This window comes from Filimonas effusa, from assembly GCF_004118675.1.
Taxonomy (GTDB): domain Bacteria; phylum Bacteroidota; class Bacteroidia; order Chitinophagales; family Chitinophagaceae; genus Filimonas; species Filimonas effusa.
Genome location: NZ_SDHZ01000001.1, coordinates 1888745 through 1912189, shown reverse-complemented (window position 1 = coordinate 1912189; position 23445 = coordinate 1888745). Strand labels below are relative to the sequence as shown.

Genomic DNA, 23445 nt, shown 5'->3' with positions numbered 1-23445 from the left:
GAATGGATTTAAAATTTTATATAGTGTTTCTCTGCCTTGCCTTGTTAATGACAGGCAGGTTGTGTGCGCAACAATTAAAAATTGGCATTAATAACACCAGGTTCGATTCTTCGGCTGCTTTGGAAATTGAAACGGAGAAACAGGCGTTACTGCTGCCCCGGATTAATAATCTGGGAACTATTGTGCAAACGGTGAAAGACGGTTCTCTGATCTATTTTAATAGCGCAGTCAGTGCCGAAAGGGGATTTTACCTGCGTTCCGCCAACACATGGAACTTGTTGTCTTCCGTTACGTCTTCGTCCGGAGCGTGGCAGTCAACGGGTAATGCGGGTACTATCGGCAACCTGAATTTTGTAGGTACAAAGGATCTAAGGCCACTGATGTTTAAAACAAATAACCAGTTACGATTGTTTTTAGACAGTGCAACAGGCAATATAGGTTTTAATACGCAGCAACCTGTGGCCACACTGCATAACCAGGGAGCTACTTTATTCGGGGTGAAACAGATGGGCGATTTCTCTTCTTCCGGCATCCTGGGTGCTGCATTGAATACCGTGGATAGCTTCACTGTAGTTAGTATTGCTCAAAACACCTTAAACGTTACGCGGACGCTGCCAGCCCCCACATCTTCTGTAGCAGGTCGCGTGTTTATTGTCATTAACCAGGGAAGTATACCGTTCAAAGTGGGCACCACCACTTTATATCCTGCCACTGCTGCGGCATTTATCTGGTCGGGAAGCCAGTGGCTCACTTATGGTGATGGCGTAGGCTCCGGCAATTTTACAGTTCCTTATCATTATGTGCGGACTGCTACATTAGGTATGATGCAGGGTGCTGCCGAAAATACCATTAGCCAGGATAATATAGCATTTGGGATGAATGCATTACAACGGAATGTGTATGGCACACGCAATGTGGCTATCGGTACAAATGCCTTACGCATGAATGGAGCGTCTTTTGCCAATATCGCCATTGGTTCCGGGGCTTTGTCTAATGGTACCAGTGGCAGCCAGAATATAGCAATAGGTTTCAATGCCTTACTTAACAACACCGGCGACAGTTCCGTTGCCATCGGCCCTGGCGCCCTGCTTTCCAACACCACTGGAAACTGTAACACAGGCATAGGGTATAATGTGCTGAATACGGTTACAACAGGTAGTTATAATACGGCAATTGGGGCAAGAGCGCTGTCTGTAGCAGGCACAACATCAGATTATAATACAGTCATGGGCTTTGAATCGGCCTCCGGTGTATTTTCTTCAGGTAACACAGTATTTGGAGCTTCCGCCTTACCTACACTTGATGTGGCGGCAGGATACAATACCGCGTTCGGTTATGCTGCCGGCTATACTGACGGAACAACGGCTACTGTCACTAACGTTACCAATGCTACAGCTATCGGTGCTTATGCGCAGCTCACCAATAGTAATACGATTGTGCTGGGATCGCAGCCGGCTCAGTATGCTACTAATGTAGGGGTGGGTACTTATACGCCCGCATATAAGCTGCATGTTAACGGAATATTGGCGGGCACGGGGCCGCTTTCCTCGGTTTCTGATGGTCGCCTGAAACAGGATATCCGGCCTGTGGCAAAGGCTATGAAGAAAATAAAAGCATTACGGGCGATTGTCTTTCAATGGAATGCTAACGCCACCAAACGCAGGCAACTGGAAACAGATTCTCTCACGCATTTCGGTTTTATGGCACAGGAGGTTGAAAAAATACTGCCTCAGTTGGTCTACACCGGCAAGGATGCAAACCGGCTGAAGACAGTGGCCTATGCCGAGTTGGTGCCGGTGCTGGCAGCGGCTATTACAGAGCAGCAACCTGAATTGGTTTTGCTGCAACAGAAGCAGGCCGGTATGCAGCAACAGGTGAAAAGTATGGAGCAACAGCTACAACGCATAGCGGAGTTACTTCAAAAAAAATGATAAAGAAAATTAATATGGATTTTATAAAAATAGATACATCGGGCCGCTTGTTCTATAAGTGTGTGTTGATGGCGGCAGGCTTCTTTTTTGCTTGTGTAGCTACCGGTCAGCAACTCAAACTGGGTAACAATGTCACCCGCTTCGATTCTTCCGCTGCATTGGAGATAGAAAGCCAGAAGCAAACGCTGCTGCTGCCCCGTATCAAAGACACCACCATGATGGTGAAGACCATGAAGGACGGATCGATGATTTATTTTGAGAATCAGCCCGCTTCGGGACTAAATAAAGGTCTCTATTTGCGGAGCAACGGTGCCTGGAATTGGATGACGCCGGAGGGAGTGGGGAATGAATGGAGTATTTGGGGCAATAGTGGCCTGGCGAATGGTAGTTTCCTGGGTACCACCGATTATCGTCCGCTTGTTCTGAAAACCAATAATATTACCCGGTTGATAATAGATAGTGCCAAAGGGTATCTTGGCCTGAGAACGAGTGCGCCCGTTGCCACCTTGCATAATCAGGGATCTACCTTGTTTGGCGTGAAATTTTTGCCTGATTTAGCCAGTGATGGCCTGGTTGGTGATGCCGTAAATACGGTAGACAGTTTCACGGTGTTGGCGATAAGTCAGACAACCGTGTCAAGAAATATCGGGCTTCCGGCGCCTTCGTCCGCTGAACCAGGTAGAATGGTATTATTGATCAATACCGGAACTTCCGGCTTTTACACAAAGAATGTTACCGTTCTTGCCGGCAGGGCATTGTGGCTGATTTGGACGGGTAGTACCTGGGTACCCACCGGTGATGGAATGGGGCAGGGCGTATCCTTACCACCCACCAATTCCCTGGGAACTAATAACTTTGGTATATTATCAGGTGCTGCTGCTGCTACGTCTGGTTCCGGCAATGTAGCTATTGGTTTAAATGCGCTGAATAAAGCCGGCCAGGGAATATACAATATTGCTATTGGTACACGGGCGGGCCAGGAGTTAACACAAACCAGTAATAACTATAATATTATGATAGGACACGATGCTTTCTCCCGCGCTACCAGCAGTGATGATCAGATAAGCATCGGTGATAGTGCCTTGGCTATTACGCAGGGAGATACGTGCTTAGCAGTTGGCAACCGCGGTTTAGCCGCCAACACCACTGGTAATTCAAACGTTGCCGCAGGAACAGATGCCTTGCGCTCCATGACCACCGGATCGAATAATACTGCTGTTGGCGCTCAGGCATTAGCCAATGCATCCGGTAATTCATCGCACAACGCGGTCATGGGATATCGTGCAGGCTATAATTTAGCAACTGGCTCCTTCAATACTGCTTTGGGCGCATATGCTTTAGCCGGTGTTACTACGGGGTCCTATAACACGGCCCTCGGTTACTACGCAGGTTACACCGATGGAATAACTGCTTCCAATCCTACAGTCAGTAACGCTACGGCTATCGGCGCCTTTGCGCAAATCACAAACAGCAATACTATTATACTGGGATCGGCCAATCCTGCCTATGCCAGTAATGTAGGCATCGGCATCTATAACCCGCTTGCCAAACTGCATGTAAATGGAGACATCGCCGCAACAGGGCCTTATCAGAATACGTCCGATGGCAGGCTTAAAAAAGATATTCAACCCATCACCAATGCCCTTGATAAAATAACGGCCTTACGGAGCGTTATGTTCAACTGGAACCAGGAGGCTGCCCGCCAGGTAAAAATGAACACAGATAAACGCAGCCATTACGGCTTCATTGCGCAGGAAGTGGAAAAGGTATTACCGGAAGTGGTGTTTACAGCCAATGATAGCATGCAAACCAAAACAGTTGCCTATAACGATATTATACCCGTGCTCACAGAAGCTATCAGGGAAAGGCAGCAAATCATTGAAGATCTTCAACATAACAACGCGAAGCTGAAGCAGCAACTGCTATTGCTTAAAGAACAAAAAAAGAATATAGAAAAAATGCTGCCTGTTACAACAAAATGATCGCGTACTTGAAATGTCAAAAGCAATTCATCATTACAAAAAAGCACTCTCTTTTGATAAAATCAGGTACTCAAAAAGCTACTTGCCGAAAGAGATCACTCGTCTTTCCCGGATAATTCACTAAGCATACCCGTTATTTGATAACTTTTCCAACAAAACAATTAAATGCAATTGTATTGTCCCCCTTTTTGATGTTGGATCGTCATTGGTTCAAAACGTCAAAAATGAAAAGTAAACAATTCTACTACTGGCTGCTAACTGGTTTAATGTCTTCCTTTATGTTCTTTGCAGCCTGGTTTGCAGAAACACACCAGGCGGAATTTACCGGCAGGATGGGATTCCCGCCTTACTTTCGTGTAGAGCTTACAGTAGCTAAGATCCTAGGGGGTATTGTGCTGTTGATCCCCGGCATACCGGCGCGAATAAAGGAATGGGTTTACGTAGGTTTTTGTATCTGTATGATTTCGGCCCTGGTTGCAAAGATACATAGCGGCTACGGCTTTCTCGAAGCGTCGCAGCCTGGCTTTTCCCTTGCCTTCTTCCTGCTTGCTATTATGTTATTGAATAAAGTAAAGCGACTGCCCGACTTTCCGAAAAATTGAAGTAAGCCATACCGGGGTGCTACCTGGGCAGGAGCCGGAAGCTATCTTCTAGCTCTATGGAAACGATCACAGTAACAATATTGGCTTGCGACCGTATTGATGTCGCGTTTGTACAGGAAAGATGGGCGGCACTATAGAAGCAAGCTGTAAGGACGATAGAACAATAGTCATAGTAGCCTTGCTTCTAAGAGATTTTGAATACCGCGCTAACATAAGAATGCCTCCGCTGGAAAACGGAGGCCATTTTCAACCCTAAACCCTTAAAAGGTAAAGGTAAAAAGTCTGATTATAATTTATCACTGTTGGTGGCAGAATTATATTAAATATTGCCACCTGTTTACCCCAGGCGGCTAAAAGCAGCTACTGCCTGTCCAACCATTCCCGAACGATGGTACTGTAAAGGCCGGTTGGCTACAATTTGCATGCCTGCCCATTGTTCAATCGCTTTCTTTGCCTGTTTGTTGGCCGTTTCCTGGCTGCAGCAGCCGGTGAGGCCTTGACAATGTCCAGTTGCGTAACGGCATTTTTCGGTAGTTTACTCACAATGAGCACCCGTTTTCCTTCATGAAGTTGCCGCCCGGACAGGGAATAAGAAAGTACGCTTTATATACGAACGATTGGTATACTCAAGAGCTACCATAAGATATAGCTGCTTATTTTAAAGGCTTAACCGGAAAGGAAGCCCCGGCTTTATTCCCACTTTTGCTACCAAACCGTTTCGCCTGTATGCGATCATATTCCTTAACATAGTCTGGGTTTTCGGTCCCCATCATTCTGTCCCACCAGCGGAAATACAGGCTGTAGTTGCCTTTAAACCTGCTGTGGTGAAGGTTGTGATGCACCGAAGTATTGATGATCTCAAACAGGAAGGAATGGCGAAGGCCCTTCGGCATAATTTCATACCCAAGATGACCATAAACATTAATGAGCAAGCTAACTACAGTAAAAAGTATCAGCACATCTTTATGCATCGGCAGAATAAACGCCAGCACTCCCAGAACAAGCCCCTCTGCAATAGCTTCCAGTATGTGAAAAGAATAGGCTGTCCAGGGTGAGGGGTTTACAGACTGGTGATGTACTTTATGTGTAAAACGGAATAGCTTTTTATGATGCATCAGCCGGTGCATCCAGTAAAAGTAAGTGTCATGTATAACAAGACTAGGCACCAGGCTAACCGGTAACCACCACAGCGGATAGTCATGAACGTTAGTATACACCAGTGTATAGGATTGTAAAGGCGTGAACAGGAGAATAACTGAAATAATGGCGAATACCAGGCTGGAGGAACTGGAATGTACGATCTCGCGCAGGAAATGCTTCCTGCCGGCTTTTTTATCCTGGATCTTATATTTAGCGGTGGATCTGGAAAGCAGGATATAGAAAAACAGGAAGGGGATGCCTGCCAGCACCAGGTACCTGGTGAGCGTAAAGCTGAACAGCACGGCAAGCGTTTTAATCAGTTGTTCCATATAAAGTTTATTTAGAACAAAATTATTCAGCGGTTACCGCAGGGAAGTTTACAAAAGATAATTAATGCGAAAGCTTTTGCGTTATTCTTTTCCTGATACGACTTAAAGAAACAGGTGTAATGCCCAGTAGGGTAGCCAGGTGTTTGTCGGGTACCCGCTGCAACAGGTCTGGCTTGTCTTTTATCAGTTGCAGGTATCGTTCTTCGGGAGTTTGTAAAATAAAGGACTCTATGCGTTCCAGCGACTGTGTAAGCATATCCAGCACGAAGTGGTACCGTGCTTTCTCGAATACCGGGTTGTCTTCAAGCAGCTTTTCTATGACGCTATATTCTACTTCCAGTAAGGTGGTCTTTTCGAGTGCGTGATAGGTAAAACGCGATGGTTTCTGCATAAGGATACTATCATAGGAAGCAACGATCTGCTCCTCCCATCTCAAAAGTACGGTGGTTTCAATACCTTTTTCATTCACGTGATAGGAGCGTATCATACCTTCTTTTATATAACCCAGCCTGGAACTATTTTCGCCTTCCCGGATATAGATGACACCCGGTTCCAATATTCTTTGCTGTGTAGCATCAATCACTTTCTCCAGATGTTCTGCATCAATTCCTTTAAACAGCCGGAGGTAGAATTCTATTTTTTCCGAGTCAAGCATCTGCGGTTTTCAATTAAACGTTTAAAAGAATAGGAGGGCCGAAAGGATGAAAATAGTGCAAAAATGTAAAGCCCGGTTCTTTTACAAAGCAGGCGGCGCTTTCTTTTTAAGATTTTGGCAGCTTGAATTTTTAATTATTTTTACGCTTCAAGCAAAATGGTACTGCAAACTTGTCGCGAAAAACCTCTTATAACGAGCAGCAGCTTTTACGTGGATTAACGTCTGGCGATATATCCTATTACTCTTATGTATTCAAGGAGTATTATAATGTCTTGTGCCATTATTCCTCAGGAATCGTTGGCGAAACCAGCCATGCCGAAGACATTGTGCAGGACGTTTTTGAAAAGTTATGGCAAAAACAATCCTCCTTCGAGAACCTCCGGCATTTAAAAGATTTCTTATATAAGGCAACCCGCAACGCGTCTCTTAACTTTTTAAAGCAGGTGCAGCATAGCCAGGAGCGGCAGGCAATCTTCCTTCATGAACAGGACGATATGACGGCAGAGGAGGAACTGGAACTTATACGAATGGAGGTTTTCAGAACTGTTTACCGCGAAATGGATAACCTGCCTGAACAATGCGGCAAGATAGTAAGGATGAGTTATATAGAAGGCCTTAAAAACGAGCAGATAGCTGAAAAGCTATCTCTTTCCCTCCAAACGGTGAAGAACCAGAAAGCCCGCGGTATGAAGCTGCTGAGAATGCGCCTGCCGCCAATGGTTATTACCTTATTTACCTTGCTTTCCTCCCATAATTAAAATTTTTTTCCGGTTCTTTTGGTACGGTAAGCTTACCGCGTTGTAATAATATAAACAGCATTGTACATGGCCCCTTTGTCTAACGATCCTTTCGTCATAGCATCGCTTATTTCCAGGCTGCGGCAAGGCGAGCTTACGCCCGGTGAACTGGCGGATCTCGATGCCTGGATAGCTGCCAGCGATGCGCACAGGCGTTTATGGGAGGAGCTGAACAATGACGATGTGGTGCAACAAAACGTGCAGTCTATGGCCCGCTTCAATGAAGCCGCGGCGCTGGAACGTTTTCTTGCCAACAAACCTGCCAGTAAAAAAGTATTCCGCCTGCCTGCGTTTCGTCGATGGCAATGGGTGGCCGCTGTGTTTGTACTGGCTTTAGGAGTAGCCTCTTACTTCTTTCTCTCTAACCAGAAGCCTATAACTACCCTTGCGGGTGGCAAAGCCGTTGTGAAGGATATCCCGCCGGGTAAAGACGGCGCCATACTTACCCTGTCCGATGGCAGCCAGCTTATACTGGACACTATGGGAGCGGGTACCATTGCCACCCAGCACGGTACAACGATTTCGCTGCAGAATAACGAACTGGTATACGATGCTACTGCCGCTACAGGCGAGGTGGCAAGGAACACGATCACTACGCCCAAAGGAAGGCAGTTTCATGTGGTGCTGCCCGATGCAACAGAAGTATGGCTGAATGCGGCGTCTTCCATAGAATACCCGGTGGCCTTCAAAGGAGCTGAACGCCGGGTTAAAATTACAGGCGAGGTATATTTCGATGTCGCCAACAGGAGCTGGCAGCCTTTCATTGTTGAAACGGAGCAAATGAAACTGGAAGTCCTGGGCACTTCCTTTAACATCAACTCCTACGCCAATGAACAAACCATTCAAACAACATTGCTGACAGGCGCCGTAAAAGTGACACTTGTTCCCGATAATAGCCACCAGCATAAAACAGCCCATTATAAAGTGCTGGTACCCGGACAAACCTCTGTTTTAAGCAAACCTGGTGCGCAGTCTAACGCGTCCCTGGTGGTAACCGATAAGATCGACGCAGGAAAAATAACGGCATGGAAGAACGGTCTGTTCAATTTCGATGGCGCTGATCTGCACAGTATCATGAGGCAACTGGAGAGATGGTACAACATAGAAGTACAATATGTTGGCAAGCCGGAGCATGTCATCTTCAAAGGCAAGATGCACCGTAATACCAATCTCTCCGACGTGCTGAAAGTGCTTAAAACAATGGATGTCGATTTCGAATTGAAAGGAAATATACTCTATGTAAAATAAAATGTAGCGAGGCTTGGCATATACAAAAACCGGAAGTGGTTGCAACACTTCCGGCGGATGTTCAAAGAAGGTAAAACAATCAGGTAAGAGACTGCTTTTTTATTCATTTAAACATTTCGCCCCTTATGAGGAGGCGTCTATTGGCAAATTTATGCACAAAATCCTTAACTGCATACGGGTACCCTATGGGCGTATACGTAGCTCAACCAAAACTTTGTTAGTTATGAAGCTAACACTTCTTCTCCTTACTGTAGCCATGTTGCAGGTGTCGGCAAAAGGGCTTTCACAGAACATCAGCTTTAACGGCAAAGACGTTTCGCTGGAAAGTGTTTTCGCTGCTGTTGAATCGCAAACCGATTATGTTTTTATGTACAAAGCCACAGCATTAACGGCCGCAAAGCCGGTTACCATTCGTGCCAGTGGTATTGGGCTGGAAGCATTTTTAAACAAGGTGTTCGAAAACCAGTCCCTCACTTACAAGATCATTGACAAGAACATCCTGGTGTCTAAAAAGGACGCGGCGCTTGCTATTGCCGAATCCCTGGCCGCAGCCCCGGCAAAGGCGGAAACCATTGGCGTGTATGTTTATACCGCCGGCTTTACGCCATTGGGCGGCGCTACTGTCAGCAATCTCACCACACGGAAGGATTTTTTAACCGCAGGAAACGGCTCTGTTGATGTAGCCGTGAATCCCGGTGATCAGATCAAGATCAGCTACATCGGTTATGTAGATCACAGGGTTAAAATAACCGATGAAATCATTGCCGCCAGGTCGTATAGTGCAGAGCTTATGCTTTCGCAGAACAAACTGGACGAAGTGCAGATCACTGTTTTGGGTACTACCAATAAAAGAACAGGTACCGCCAATATCGCTACAGTGAAAGCCGCTGACATTGAAAGGCAACCTGTAGTAAATGTGCTGGATGCACTTGTTGGCCGTATTCCCGGTTTACGCATCAGCTCCTCCGCCAACACTGCAGGAAGCAGGACCGTAGAATTGCGCGGCAGGAATGTACTGAACCCGGATATGTTTACCAATCCCCTGTATGTGATAGACGGATTGCCCATTGCTACTATGTCTGTGAACCCCTATGCAGGATCTACACCCGTAAATGGTGGCTATTCTCCTGCCGAAAACCCGCTATATATGATAAACCCGCTCGATATTGAAAGTGTAGATGTGCTGAAAGATGCCGATGCCACTGCCTTATACGGTTCCAGGGGCGCCAACGGGGTAATACTCATTACCACCAAACGTGGCAAGCCAGGACCTACACGCTTTAATGTCAGTTACTCCAAAATATTCTCCGGTGTGCAACGCTATATGCCCATGATGAATACGGAGCAGTATCTCGCGGTAAGAAGGGAAGCCTTCTTCAACGATGCGGCGCTGCCTACACAAGACAATGCCCCTGATCTTACTATCTGGGATCAGAAAGCGTATACCGACTGGCAGCGCGAATTTTTTAAGAATCAAAGATCCGACGACGTACAACTGAGTCTGGAAGGCGGTCTTTTGCAGAACACCTACCGTGTGAGTGTGGGCTATACTGCTACTACGGAAATGTATAACCAGGGAAGGGGTAATAAGCGGCTAACAGTAGGATTATCGTTCAATCACCGCAGTGCCAACGGCAAGCTCATGCTGGAACTGGCGTCTAACAATACCTACTCGAACAATGAAACCGGCGCCCAAATCGACTTTTTTTCCCTGCCTCCTAATGCTCCGGGGATTTACGACGAGAATGGGAATTATAATTTTGCACCCTATAGAACACTGTACGGATCTATTTACCCTTTCAGGGATATTAAGAACTGGGGTGAAAACCAGACCCTGAAAAATCAAACCAATGTTGGGTTTACATATGAAATAGTAAAGGGCCTTACGGCAGGCGTTCGTGTCAGCGGCGAGTTCTTTTCCAATAAATCCAACAGTTATATGCCTAAAGCCGGTAAGGATCCGCTGTTCTCTCCTATTAGTATGGCGTTTTATAGTACGGGATCGGGCAAGAGCTTGCTGATACAACCAAAAATCAATTATGTAAAACTGCTTGGAGGCGCACGTCTTTCGGCTTCTCTGGCAGGAGACTATAGCTACAGCGACCAGGAGGTTGTTACTACGATAGGCATGATGTATGCTAATGACAACCTCATCAAAAGTTATTCAAATGCCCAGATACTTCAATCCGTAAATAACTATGCCCAGTTAAAACTGGCTTCTCTGCTGGCAACAGTGTCGTTGGACTGGAAGAACAAATATATCGTTAACCTGAATGGCAGAAGAGACGGTTCTTCGCGTTTTGGTGATGGTACCCGCTTCGGCAACTTTGGTTCTGCCGGTGTTTCCTGGGTGATCTCCAATGAAGAATGGTTTAAGGAAAAAAACTGGAATTGGTTAACCTTTGCCAAATTACGATCTACCTACGGCGTTATGGGGAACGCCAATATCGGCGACTATCAATACCTGTCGCGATGGTCGAATGTTCCTGCGAATGGTTTTGAAAAATTACCCGACTACGACGATCAAACTATTTATACGCTGGTACAGCCCGTGAATCAGAAATACAGTTGGTCCAGCGCAAGCAAATTTGAGGTGGGCGCCAGGGTAGGGCTGTTTAACAGCAAAGTGAATGTTGAAGGAAACTTCTACATCAACCGCGATGGCCGTCAGTTAACAAATATTACAACTCCTGCCTTTACTGGTTTTTCCTCTGTTTTGGGCAACTGGCCTGCCGTTATTCAGAACAAGGGTATAGAGTTTATGGTAGATGCAACTATCCTGAACAACAAAACCTGGGGAATTTCTGCTCGCTTCCAGGTAAGCAGGAATAAGAATACGCTGGTGGCGTTCGAAGGGCTGGCAAATTCACCCTACCGCGACATGTACAGGATAGGGACTTCTGTTACGTCTCATTCTTACACACATTACATTGGTATTAATCCTCTGAAGGGAATACCTGCGTTTGAAGATTACAATGGTGATGGCCTGGCACAGGGGATAGCCTCCGGTGTTAACTTCCCCGACCTGGGCCTGAGTGATTATTATAAGGTGATAGACCTGAGTCCGAAATACTTTGGCGGCTTTGGCTTCCGGGTCGACTTCATGAGAGCTTTGTCGCTCGATGCGCAGTTCAGCTTCGAAAATTCGCTGATTCCCGACCCACTTACCAACCTGGGATATGGCGGCATGACGAATATGGTACTATACGACGAAATTGAAAAAAGGCACTGGATGCAGCCGGGTGATAAAGCACTTTATTCCAGGTATTCTACTATTAACAACGGTGGCTATTTTGGGTCGGATGCTTACTATGCCAACGGTTCCTATCTAAGCCTCGATAACCTTAGCCTGTCGTACATACTGCCCCTAAAATGGATAGAAAAGATCAGGATGAAACAGGGTGCTATCTCTGTTAATTCTTCCAAGATTTTCAAGCTTACAAAATACAGGGTAAGTGATGTAGAACTGGGCACGGTACCCCAGATCAGAAGAATAGCTGTTAACCTGAGATTCAGTTTCTAAAATCAATGACATGAAAAAAATTGCTTTCAATATAGCGGTAACAGGATGCCTTTTCCTGGCCGCCGGGTGTAATAAAATGCTGGACATAAAGGACCCTGTGAATTCTGTTACTACCAGGGAAGTGTTCGAAACAGACGAGCAGGCAGCTACTGCGCTCAATGGTATGTACTCTTATCTTATCAGCGGAGGAGAGCTGGAGGTGGCAAGTGGCTCGTTAGGTACAGATCTTTACAGTGCCGGGGCTATTACCATTGCAACGGGGCATTCTGCCGACGAATTGTATTCTCCGTCGCTTAATGGCGACTATCAATATTACTTTGAAACTGCTTCTAAAATAACGCTCAGCAATCCTGGCTATTCCGATAAAATATGGAGAACTGCTTACAAAGGGATCTTCAACGCCAATGCCATTATAGAGGGCGTGAATGCCTCCACTTCCAAAGAGTTGACGGCGGCTTTCCGCAAGCGTTTACTGGGCGAGGCCCTGGCGGTAAGGGCCATGAGCTACTTTTACCTGGTGAACCTGTTTGAGAAAATTCCCCTGGCTCTTACTATTGATTTCAACGTTCTTCAAAGATTGCCCTCTGCCAACCCTGCCGATGTATACAGGCAAATTATCAGCGACCTGGAAGAGGCGTCCGGTTATCTTTCTGAAGGGTACGATGGCAATAATGTAGAACGTATCCGGATCAATAAATGGTATGTAAAAGCAATGCTGGCAAGGGTTTACCTGTTCGCTAAAGATTATGAAAAGGCATTCCGGAACGCCAGTGAAGTGATAGGGCAAACACAATTGTTTCAACTGGAGAACCTTGATAATGTATTTACCACCGGCAGCCGCGAAGTAATTTTCCAGTTAAAGCAAACCAATATTTCTTACGCACGTGGCAATGCTACCCCGGAAGGTTATTTCTTTACCGGAAAGTTCCTGACACCGCTTTTGATGAATGCTTTTGAAACAGGCGACAATCGTAAAACTGCATGGGTGTCGCCTATTACAGCAACACCTACACGTCCTGCCGGCTTTACTCCGGCGAAGTATAAAATTAATTTCAACAACTATGAGGTGGGAGGCTTCAGATCGCAATACTATGTAGTGATGCGTTTGGCAGAAATGTTCCTGGTAAGGGCCGAAGCCAACATGTTGGGAGGGGCGGCCAATAAAAACAGTGCTATCGATGACCTCAACGAAATAAGAAAGCGTGCCGGGTTAACCGTCCTGCCTTATACCTTAACCGCTCAGGAGGTAACGGCTGCTATTGCACAGGAAAGGCGTATAGAGTTGTTTGCCGAATGGGGACATCGCTGGCTGGATCTGAAAAGGACGAACAAGGCCTCCGAAGTGCTGTTCCGGATATCTTACAAACAGCCGTGGAACCAGCACCAGTTGCTGTATCCTGTTCCCCCGGAAGAAATCCTTTGGGACAACAATCTTTCACAGAATGAAGGATATAACTAAGTATATAACTGTAAAAACCAGGAACGATGTTTCTAGTAAAATATAAAAACACACCAGGTGCGCGATACCTGGGAACAGCGATAATGGTGGCGTGTATCATGTGGTGTTTTACCGCTTGTAAAAAAGAAATGCCTGAAGAAATTTTCCCGGCGTCGTTAACGTTGGTGAATGCTATTAATGACAATGCTTCTTTTCTTAATTTCTACTTCGGTGAAACAGAGCCTAAATCCTACGGCAGGCTGGTGTATGCAAAGAGTGGCGAGTCTTTCGATTATGTTACCAATAAAATGGATCAGCCTGTGAGTTTGTTCAGGAATTACGATACATCGAGCTTAAGTAAACGTATCCTGCAAACCCGCGTACAACTGGAGTCGGGTGGCATTTTTACCCATTTTATCTACGGCAGTCCATCCAATATTCAACAAAAAACGATAAAGGAAAACCTGCCTTCCCGCAGTGTTAATGACAGTGTTGTGAACCTTCGCATCATAAATCTTTTTGAAAACAGGGCCATCGATGTGGAGCAACTGGAGCCGTTAGCAACTACTATGGCATCGAATATTGCATACGAACAGCTTACGGGCTTCATAAAAATACCAGTAACTGCTTCCGTGCAACAATTCCGTTTCGCAGTAAAAGATCATGCTACAGGCGCTACCCTTGCAACGTTTACGGAAGGGAATATACTGCCGGGCGCTACGACTCCCAATTTACAATGGCTGTTCAAGGCACGTACCATGCTGGTCACCGGAACCTGGGGCAATGCCGGTAGTTATTCGGCGAAGATCACTACCATAGGTCATTTTTAAATTCTAGTATTTCAATTATATAAGTAATACGATATGCACCCAATATTGAAGGTTGAAAACCTATCGCATCGGTATGCCAGTTCCTGGGCAATAAGGGAGATTAATTTCGAGATCAATGATGCCGGTGTTATTGGATTATTAGGTTCCAACGGGGCGGGTAAGTCTACCACCATGAATATCATTTGCGGCACGCTGCTGCAAACAGAAGGAAATGTTTCTATCAATGGATTGAGCATGAAAGACGATCCTATCGCTTATAAAAAGCAGATCGGTTTTCTGCCGCAGCAGGCGCCGGTATATCTCGATTTTACCGTCCAGGAGTACCTGGAATACGCTGCTCAGTTGCGATTGATGGATAAGCGTATGATAAAAGGGGCGGTGGACGAAGTGCTTGAAAAAACATCCATCACGCAAATGCGTAACCGGCTGATCAAAAATTTGTCCGGAGGTTTTCGCCAGCGGGTGGGTATTGCGCAGGCTATCATCAACAAGCCGAAAGTAGTAGTACTCGATGAACCTACCAATGGTCTTGATCCTAACCAGATCATCGAAGCACGTAAGTTGATCAAGGAAATAGCAAAGGATCATGCGGTATTGTTGTCGTCGCACGTACTGTCCGAAATTAACCTGCTTGCCAGGGAAATTGTAATGATTGAAGCCGGCCAGGTCATATTTTCCGATACCCTGGATGTATTCAATAATATCCTGCAGCCTAATACCATGGTGGCCAGGATGCTTAATATGCCCGATGTGGATGAACTGCTTGCCATAGAAGATGTACAGAAGGTGGAACTATTGCCGGACCATAGATGCCGGATTTATTTTCAACCCAACGACGACCTGGCCGAGAGGATCATCCGGAAGAGCCTCGAAAAAAACTGGCGGCTTACTTCTATTAACATGGAATCATCCGGTATGGACGATGTGTTCAAACAATTATCATCTTCTTCAACCTTACAGTAATGAGAGTAGTATTTAATATAGCACGGGCTGAATTGAGGCATTTTTTCTTTTCACCGATCGCATGGTTTATTTTGATTTTATTCCTGATGTCCAGTGCCGGAATTATCATGGGCAACCTGGCAGATACCGCCGTGGAGCAGGATACCATGCTGGAACTACAAGGGGCTGCTTTCAAAGGATTCCTCAATATGCCGCTGACGAGCCTGATCATTGGTAAAGGGCTTGATATAGTCATGATGATTTTCTTCTTGTTTATTCCCCTGTTGACAATGGGAGTCATTAACCGCGAGTATTCCGCCGGTACCATCAGGCTGTTGCATTCTTCACCCGTTACCGCCCGTCAGATTATCTTCGGCAAATTTCTCGGGATATACAGTTTCGTTTGCCTGATGATCCTGCTCTTTGTTGGAGTGGTGGTGGTACTTACTTTTTCCATCAGGCATGTAGAATACCTGCATATCGGCTCTATGTTGCTGGGCTTCTTTTTGCTGGCGGCCATGTACGTAGCAGCAGGTATGTTTATTTCCAGCCTCACTTCTTATCCTATTGTTGCCGCAATAGGAACCTTTGTGGTGCTGGTGTTATTCTCTGCCCTGCAGCTAATGTTCCAGGGAACAGACTACTTAAGAGACGTTACCTATTTTCTATCCAGTTCCGGAAGGGCGGAAAGCATGTTGGGAGGGTTGCTTACCACCAGGGATATTATCTACTTTCTGGCGGTTACAGCTTTTTTTATCGCATGTACCATCTTTAAAACCAAATCTGTTACGGAGTCAAAGCCATGGCGCGTTTCGGCAGCCAGGTACCTGCTGGCGCTGGCTATAACTATAGTGGTGCTAACTGTTACATCTATACACGGCTTCATCGGTTATTGTGATGTAACGAAGGCTAAGAAAAATACACTGCATCCGAATGCGCAAAAGGTATTCAGCCAGCTGGACGGCTCTCCTTTAAAGGTCACTTTGTATACCAACCTCTTTGGTTACAATCTTACGAACGGATTACCGGAAGCCCGGAACAGGTATCTCTGGAATTTCTGGGCCCGCTACCGCCGCTTTTATACCAATATGGAATTTGAATATGTTTATTACTACGATATTATTACCGGTGACAGCGCCATTTATAAAGCCTACCCCGGTAAAACGCTGGACGAAATAGCAGAAAAATATGCTGAAATAAATAAAGCCAACCTGTCCATTTTTAAAAAGCCTGCTGAAATAAGAAAGCTGGTAGATCTCGAGTCCGAGTCAAAAGGGTTAGTCATGCAGTTGGAATACAAAGGAAAAAAAACACTCCTGAGAACCTTCCAGGATCCGGATGTCTTCCCGGACGAAGGCGTTGTTTCCGGTAGCTTGTTAAGGCTGATCCATGATACCACTCCTACCTTTAAATTTCTTACAGGGCACCTGGAACGCTCACCTTTAAAGTTCGGTGAACGTGAGTATGGTAACCATGCGATTAATAAAGATTCCAGGACAGCCTTAATTAACCTGGGCCTGAACTTCGATACCATTATTCAACCGCCTTCCGGTGCATTTAATCCCAATGAGATATTGGTGATCTCCGACCCCAAGACCTTATTGGATAAATCTGTTATTGAAAACGTGAAGCAGTATATCGATAAAGGCGGTAATGCTATGTTTTACTCCGAGCCGGGAAAGCAATTCATTATGAATCCTATCCTGAATCATGTTGGTGTAAATGCCGAGGAAGGCACTATTGTGCAAGTGAACAAACACGATATGCCGCATAAATTCTCCGGCCTGATATCGAAGAAAGGAACAGAAATGGCTGATGAACTGCCGTTTTTCTACTATAAAAATAATATCTGGAAAAGCTGCTATACTAATATCATAGGCGCCAGTTTACTGACGTATACTGATACAACTGGTTTTAAAGTGGAACAGGTCACCACTTTAGATAATAATGCCAACACCTGGGTAGAAAGAGGCGTATTGGTAGTAGATTCTGCAGCGCCCGTGTTTAATGCCGCAGAAGGCGACTACAGGAAAGAAGCACCGTATGCGGTTGGTTTGCAGCTTACCAGGAAAACAGGCGGCCACGAACAGCGGATCATCATCTCCAGCGATGCAGATATGATGTCTGCGGCCAGGGGCAACGGCAGGGATTACGGTAATGCCTTCTACAGTTTCACCACCGACAACAGGTACCCTGTCTATCACAATTTAGCGGTGCCGGAAGATATATGGCTCAACATTACGAAAACGCCGGCAAAGATGTTGAAACTGGCATTGCAATACGGCATTCCTGCCTTAATACTTTTAGTGGGTATTGTGGTACTGGTAAGAAGAAAACGCAAGTAGCGGCGGTATTCAGGTTTTATTAAAACGTACAATATGTATTTGCAAACAGATTCGCAAACGATAGAGGACTTGCGCTTATTTTCCAAAGCGGATATACAGGGCATTTACGATATATATAATCAGTCGTTCACCCGCGGTGGCCAGGCCATCATGGAAGTTATGTTTAAGAAGCCGCTGAACAACAGGGAGGCCATCCTGAAAAGGAGCAGTATCATTGCGGCCTTCGTGAAACTGAAAACCGCTTTTCCTTTCGATGGCTCTCTTTTGGACAACGTTGAAAAGTATATCACTTTTGATGATAACCTGGATGGAGGATCAAAACCTGTGCTCAGCGAAAAGGAAACTCAGAACGGCGTTACGGCGGTTGTAGGGCTTTTTCACATTCTCCGGAGGTATCTTGTTTCGCAGGAGCTGGGCTCCATAAAAGAGCTGGAAGAAGAACGGCATGCCGCAGCTTCGCTGTTGCAGGATCCTGCTTTTGCACCTGTATTTAACGAACAGCCGGATGCCCGCTTATCATTTGGTGCGATTACCGCTTTCGATGTGTTGATACGGGTAAAGGAAAAGCGGAAAGTATTGCAGTTGCTGCAGTTCATTTATCATATCGATGTATATATATCGGTGGCGCAGGTGGCATTGCAGCATGGCCTGGTGTTCCCCGAAGTGCACGCCAAAGGAACCGGCATATTGAAGATTAAGGGTGTGTATCACCCGTTGCTGAAAAACGCGGTAGCCAACACGTTGGAAATGGAGCCTTCACGCAATCTTGTGTTTCTCACCGGGGCAAATATGGCCGGGAAGTCAACCTTCCTGCGTTCGTTCAGCACCGCGGTATATATAGCCCATATGGGATTCCCGGTGGCTGCTGCTTCCATGGAGTTCTCTGTGCTGGATGGTGTTTATACCACCATCAACCTGCCGGATAACCTTGGCATAGGCGCCAGTCATTTCTATGCAGAAGTGCTTCGGGTAAAGAAGATAGGGCAGGAGCTGAGTGAAGGCAAATCCCTGTTCGTACTGTTCGATGAATTGTTCCGCGGTACGAATGTAAAGGATGCATTGGAAGGTACTATCGCAGTTTGTGGTGCCTTTACCAACCGGAAAGACAGCAAGTTCATCATCTCTTCCCATATCATTGAAGCGGCAGCAGTGTTGCGTAAAAAGGAAAGCGCTGCATTTTATTTTCTTCCTACGATTATGAAAGGAGCCGTGCCGGAATATACTTACACCTTACAGGAAGGCGTAACAAACGACAAACATGGTATGATCATTATCAATAACGAAGGCATCCTGGAAATCCTGAAGCAGGGAAATAAAGGTGGAAAAAGATTAAACAGGCAATTATGAGTTTTAAAATAGATCGTCAATCGGTAGGAGAGTTGAACCTCATGGGGAAATTCCGCCAGGGATCGGTATATTATCTGTTCAATAAAGTAAAAACACGTATTGGTGAGAAGCTGATGGATGACATGTTTGCTCATCCGCTCACAGAGGCATCCGCCATCAACCATCGTGTTGCCATATTCCGGTTTTTTGAACAGCAAAGTATTGCTTTCCCTTTTGAAGCAGACCAGGTGACACTGATGCGCGAGTTTATCGACAGTAGTGGAAGTAAGTCGCAGTTATCCGCCACGGCAGATACCTGGCTTATGAAAATACTGGCTGGTCTCACAAAGGACGACCGTTACAAAAAACTATTGCAGCAATTGCAGTCTGCCATTATAACGCTGAAGAAATGTTTTGGATTGCTGACATTGCTAAAACAGGAAAACGGCCCCCTGCAGCAGCGTGTGGAAGCGCTGCTGGCCATCATGCAACAAAAGGATATACGGAAGATATTGGACAGCGATATCTACAAGTCCATGTCCACTCAAACGGTATCGGATTATGCGTTCCTGCTGCGTAGCAAGTACCAGGATGATATGAGGGAGGTGTTGCTATTTATAGCAGAAACGGACGTATACATAGCAGTGAGCAGTGTTTCGCGCGAGAGAAAGTTTTGTTATGCCCAGGCAGTTGAAAAGGATCGGAACCTGTTGCGTGCCAGCAGTCTCAGGCATCCCTGTATCGCCAAAGCCATTGGCAACGATATCACCATGAAGGAGGGCAGTAATGTGTTGTTCCTTACGGGAGCCAACATGGCAGGTAAATCTACCTGGATGAAATCTATAGGTATTGCCATGTACATGGCGCATATCGGTTTCCCAGTTGCGGCTTCTGAAATGGTATTTTCAGTACGTGAAGGTATCTTTTCCAGTATTAACGTAGCGGATAACATTGCCATGGGATACAGCCACTTCTATGCCGAGGTGGTAAGGGTGAAAGATGCCGCAACGGCAGCAGCTACGGGAGAACACCTGCTGCTGATGTTCGATGAATTATTTAAAGGCACCAATGTAAAGGATGCTTTCGATGGTACCCTTGCGGTTACAAAGGGATTTGCCGAATACAACAATTGCCTGTTTGTCGTGTCTACGCATATCATTGAAGTAGGTACAGAACTTAAAGATCAACCGAACGTACAGTTTCGCTTTATGCCTACTGTTCTGGAGGGTAATGTACCCAGGTACACCTATACTTTACAGGAAGGCATTACCGAAGACAGGCAAGGTATGATGATCATAGAAAATGAAGGTATTATAGACCTGATCAATAAAATATAACCGGCCACTCACCCGATCCTGGCACCGCGTATAGTTGCGGTCTTCAGTTTTCACAAATAACCAATAGAATGAAGCAAGTTATTGCATCGGGGATGCTCATGTCCCTGCTTACCACATCTGCGCTGGCGCAGATACAACCTTTCAAAGCGTTTACCAGGCAGGATCTGAAAGACGATTTTGTGTATGCTGTAGACTTGTTGAAACGGCAACATCCCAATCCATACAAGTTTACAGATACCGTTACTTTTAAGCGCCAGATGGACTCCCTTATGGCTCGGGTAGATAATGACACCTCCCTGGTGAGTGCTTTGCGTTATTCTCCGGCCCAGTTATTCCATGATGTACATCTGAAGCTGGATTACAATGAGGATCATGTAGCGGATGTTTTATACGGTATGCACCACTTTCCCCTGGCCACCACCACCTTTAAAGACAAGATTATTGTAAATGCCAGGGGAGCATCCATACCTTTTGGAGCAGAGATCCTTAGCATCAACAAAATGCCTGCGGCCACCCTGCTGCGCGAAATCAGTTACGCCAGCTATAGCGACGGCTTTATAACAACAGGTACGGACCGCCTGGGTAATAACCTTAGTTTATTCCTGAGCCTGATCTTCCCCGGATCGGCCAGCTATGAGGTGGCGTATAAGGAAGCTGGCGCAAGGAATGCCGTTACAGTACAGTTGAAAGCGGTAGATACCAAAACCGGTTATCATAACCGTAACCTTGGTGAGATCCCTTTTAACACCTTCCTCAAGCGCGCTTATGTAACGAAAGAATACCAGGATAATGAATCAACCGCCATATTAACCGTGCTTACGTTTATGCTGGACGAGAATGCCATGTACAAGGAGTTAAGCAATTTTTTCGAGGAAGTGAATAAGCGGCATATCAGGAACGTGATTATCGACATCCGTTCAAATGGCGGAGGAAATCCGAATATGTCTGCGCTCCTGTATTCCTTTATTGCATTAAAGCCGTTCGATAATGTATTCAATTACCGCACAAAGAATATAGATATACATGACCCGGAGCATTTATTGAATGGATATGGAACGAAGATGAGTGAACAGGATGTAAAGCAAACGGAGAATTTTCTAAAGCAGCGTTTCGACTATGACAGTGCTGCCGGATTTTTCTATGGTAATGCACGCCTTTCGGAGGGTTCTATCGTCAACTATCCGCCAGATAAGAACAACTTCAAAGGAAATGTATACGTGCTCATCAGCGGCGGTACAGTAAGTGCGGCTACCTATTTTGCAGCATTGGTAAAGAATAATCAGCGGGGAATATTGGTTGGAACCGAAACCGGTAGTGGGGAGTCCTCAACTACAGCAGCCTGGTTCCATACCTACATGCTTCCCAAAACGAAGGCTAAACTTACGATCCCGATGAGTGAAATATACTTTATGAAGGCCAGGCAGGACAATGGAAGAGGCTGCCTGCCTCAGAAGGAGCTTACATTCGACGCATTTCAACAGTATATCCGTGCAAATAAAGACCCCGAAATTCAATATGCCCTGGATCTGATCCGGTCCGAAAAGAACAATCAACGCCCTTAAAATAAAAACATGGAACAAGTGCTCATAACAATGTCACCCCGTGGCAGCCCCCAGGCTATTACCGGCTGCACTCCCGAAATACTTAATTTGAAAACTCCACCCTGTTATTACTCCTGCCCGTATCTGCTATTTATTAACTAGATTTTTCCGGCATTGGTTGACATGCCCGGTATAGGCTCCTGCCGGAGAATAAAAACTTTAAACGTACTGCCTATCCCTTCTTTCGATTCAAACTGAAGATCTCCGCCATTTAACGTAATAAACTCCTTGCATAAGTTTAAGCCTAATCCCGTGCCTTTTTCGTTTTCGGTGCCGTAGGTAGAAATGAAAGATAATTTGTTACGAAGCAGCGCTGCATTGACAAGACTAATACCCATTCCTTCATCCTCGATTTCTATCCTTATAAAAGTATTTTCGCGTATGGTACGGATCCGGATTGTCCTTCCCTGGTAACTAAATTTTATGGCGTTTCCCAACAAGTTACGCAAAATCAATTCCAGGTGATCCGGGTCAATCCAGCCATTGAGTGATTTTACTTCAGAAAAGTCGATGCGCTGCCGCTTCAATTCCGCAGCAGGTTGCATGAACTCAACCGTTTTCATAATGTGAAAATAAAGAGGAACTGATCTTGGTCTTATTTCCATTCCTTTCAACTGACTTTTGCTCCAATGTAGAATAGTGATCAGGTTTTCATGAACACCGGTAACCTGTTTTAATAATGTGCCGGATATTTCTTTGAGGTCCATCGGACTTAAGTCGCCGTCCTGTATCATACGCAAGGTGGTTAACAGGCTTGATATGGGGGCTTTTATATCGTGGGCCATAATGGCAAATAGCTTTTCCTTATTATAGTTGAGTATATCCAGTTCTCTTACCCTGGATTCTATTTCTTTCCGGTAGGCCTGGGATTGTGTTTTAAAATAGTATAAAAAGAAAAGGAAAAGGAAGATGCCGTTGAGCATAACGAAATGCCGGTGCATGGCCGATACTGGTGCAAACCATTCTACATGAATTAATCCAAAAGATACGGTAAGAAATAAAACAATGTTCAGAAAACTGAAAAGGATGATCATCCTCATATCCTCGAGGATAATAAAATAGACGCCGATATATAATAAAAGAAAGTACTCTACACTGTTATGATACAAAATAGCGCTGGCTGCGGCTGCCAGTGAATAAATACAGCCCACTGCCATCAACAACGGTTTGCTGTAGGCCGAACGGTGAATGAAGAATACGCTATAACCCGTTATCCAGGTAACAATGTTCAGCAAAGACAGGGCGTATATTTTATAATACAGGTTAAAAAAAAACATGATCATGGAAGAGGTGCCTCCGAATAAGCCTGCCGCATTGAGAACGAGGATCCTTCTGCGCTCCTGGAACGAAAGTATCGGTGTGATTCCGATATGTAAAAGGCGCTTTATTATGTTCAAAAGAGGCAAAAACAGAGAATTT

General features: G+C 45.5%; 16 protein-coding genes. 13 read left to right on the top strand and 3 right to left on the bottom strand.

Going from position 1 to position 23445, the window contains the following annotated elements; all coding sequences use genetic code 11:
• The first annotated feature begins 2 nt into the window (after nt 1-2).
• The 3 genes from ESB13_RS07180 (at nt 3) to ESB13_RS07170 (ending at nt 4515) form a co-directional block, all read left to right on the top strand.
• Entirely contained in the window at nt 3-1931 is a 1929-nt protein-coding gene (locus ESB13_RS07180) for a tail fiber domain-containing protein (protein WP_164974121.1), read from the top strand.
• Between the two features lie 14 nt (nt 1932-1945).
• Entirely contained in the window at nt 1946-3913 is a 1968-nt protein-coding gene (locus ESB13_RS07175) for a tail fiber domain-containing protein (RefSeq protein ID WP_164974120.1), read from the top strand.
• Between the two features lie 224 nt (nt 3914-4137).
• Entirely contained in the window at nt 4138-4515 is a 378-nt protein-coding gene (locus tag ESB13_RS07170) for a DoxX family protein (RefSeq protein ID WP_129002328.1), read from the top strand.
• A gap of 653 nt (nt 4516-5168) precedes the next feature.
• Here the strand turns inward: ESB13_RS07170 and ESB13_RS07165 are convergent.
• On the bottom strand, nt 5169-5984 hold the full coding sequence (locus ESB13_RS07165; RefSeq protein ID WP_129002327.1) for a sterol desaturase family protein: 816 nt from the start codon (nt 5982-5984) through the stop codon (nt 5169-5171).
• A 61-nt stretch (nt 5985-6045) separates the two neighbouring features.
• Nucleotides 6046-6639: a Crp/Fnr family transcriptional regulator gene (locus tag ESB13_RS07160; protein ID WP_129002326.1), complete on the bottom strand. Its 594-nt coding sequence runs from the start codon at nt 6637-6639 to the stop codon at nt 6046-6048.
• 170 nt (nt 6640-6809) lie between these two features.
• Here ESB13_RS07160 and ESB13_RS07155 point away from each other — a divergent pair, with 170 nt between their 5' ends.
• The 10 genes from ESB13_RS07155 to ESB13_RS07110 all read left to right on the top strand — a co-directional run bounded on the left by ESB13_RS07155 (nt 6810) and on the right by ESB13_RS07110 (nt 21987).
• Nucleotides 6810-7397 carry an RNA polymerase sigma-70 factor gene (locus tag ESB13_RS07155; protein WP_129002325.1) on the top strand — a complete coding sequence of 196 codons (588 nt, stop codon included), beginning with the start codon at nt 6810-6812 and terminating at the stop codon, nt 7395-7397.
• A gap of 66 nt (nt 7398-7463) precedes the next feature.
• The gene (locus tag ESB13_RS07150; RefSeq protein WP_129002324.1) at nt 7464-8684 is read left to right on the top strand and encodes a FecR family protein; all 1221 of its coding nucleotides are present in this window, start codon (nt 7464-7466) and stop codon (nt 8682-8684) included.
• Nucleotides 8685-8907: 223 nt separating this feature from the next.
• A complete protein-coding gene (locus ESB13_RS07145) occupies nt 8908-12207 on the top strand; it encodes a SusC/RagA family TonB-linked outer membrane protein (RefSeq protein WP_164974119.1) in 3300 nt (1099 codons plus the stop codon).
• A gap of 10 nt (nt 12208-12217) precedes the next feature.
• Entirely contained in the window at nt 12218-13666 is a 1449-nt protein-coding gene (locus ESB13_RS07140) for a RagB/SusD family nutrient uptake outer membrane protein (protein ID WP_129002322.1), read from the top strand.
• Nucleotides 13667-13692: 26 nt separating this feature from the next.
• Nucleotides 13693-14475 (top strand): hypothetical protein, encoded by a 783-nt coding sequence (locus ESB13_RS07135; protein ID WP_129002321.1) that lies wholly within the window; start codon nt 13693-13695, stop codon nt 14473-14475.
• A gap of 33 nt (nt 14476-14508) precedes the next feature.
• A complete protein-coding gene (locus ESB13_RS07130; protein WP_129002320.1) occupies nt 14509-15438 on the top strand; it encodes an ABC transporter ATP-binding protein in 930 nt (309 codons plus the stop codon).
• On the top strand, nt 15438-17762 hold the full coding sequence (locus ESB13_RS07125; RefSeq protein WP_129002319.1) for an ABC transporter permease subunit: 2325 nt from the start codon (nt 15438-15440) through the stop codon (nt 17760-17762). The genes ESB13_RS07130 and ESB13_RS07125 overlap by 1 nt, the downstream gene beginning before the upstream one ends.
• 33 nt (nt 17763-17795) lie before the next feature.
• Entirely contained in the window at nt 17796-19109 is a 1314-nt protein-coding gene (locus ESB13_RS07120) for a MutS-related protein (RefSeq protein ID WP_129002318.1), read from the top strand.
• Nucleotides 19106-20425, top strand: coding sequence for a MutS-related protein (locus ESB13_RS07115; RefSeq protein ID WP_129002317.1), 1320 nt, complete (start codon nt 19106-19108; stop codon nt 20423-20425). Before ESB13_RS07120 ends, ESB13_RS07115 begins: the two co-directional genes overlap by 4 nt.
• Before the next feature lie 68 nt (nt 20426-20493).
• Nucleotides 20494-21987 (top strand): S41 family peptidase, encoded by a 1494-nt coding sequence (locus tag ESB13_RS07110; RefSeq protein WP_129002316.1) that lies wholly within the window; start codon nt 20494-20496, stop codon nt 21985-21987.
• A 137-nt stretch (nt 21988-22124) separates the two neighbouring features.
• On the opposite strand, the gene ESB13_RS07105 is transcribed toward ESB13_RS07110, so the two are convergent.
• Nucleotides 22125-23423 (bottom strand): sensor histidine kinase, encoded by a 1299-nt coding sequence (locus tag ESB13_RS07105; RefSeq protein ID WP_164974118.1) that lies wholly within the window; start codon nt 23421-23423, stop codon nt 22125-22127.
• Between the last annotated feature and the right edge of the window lie 22 nt (nt 23424-23445).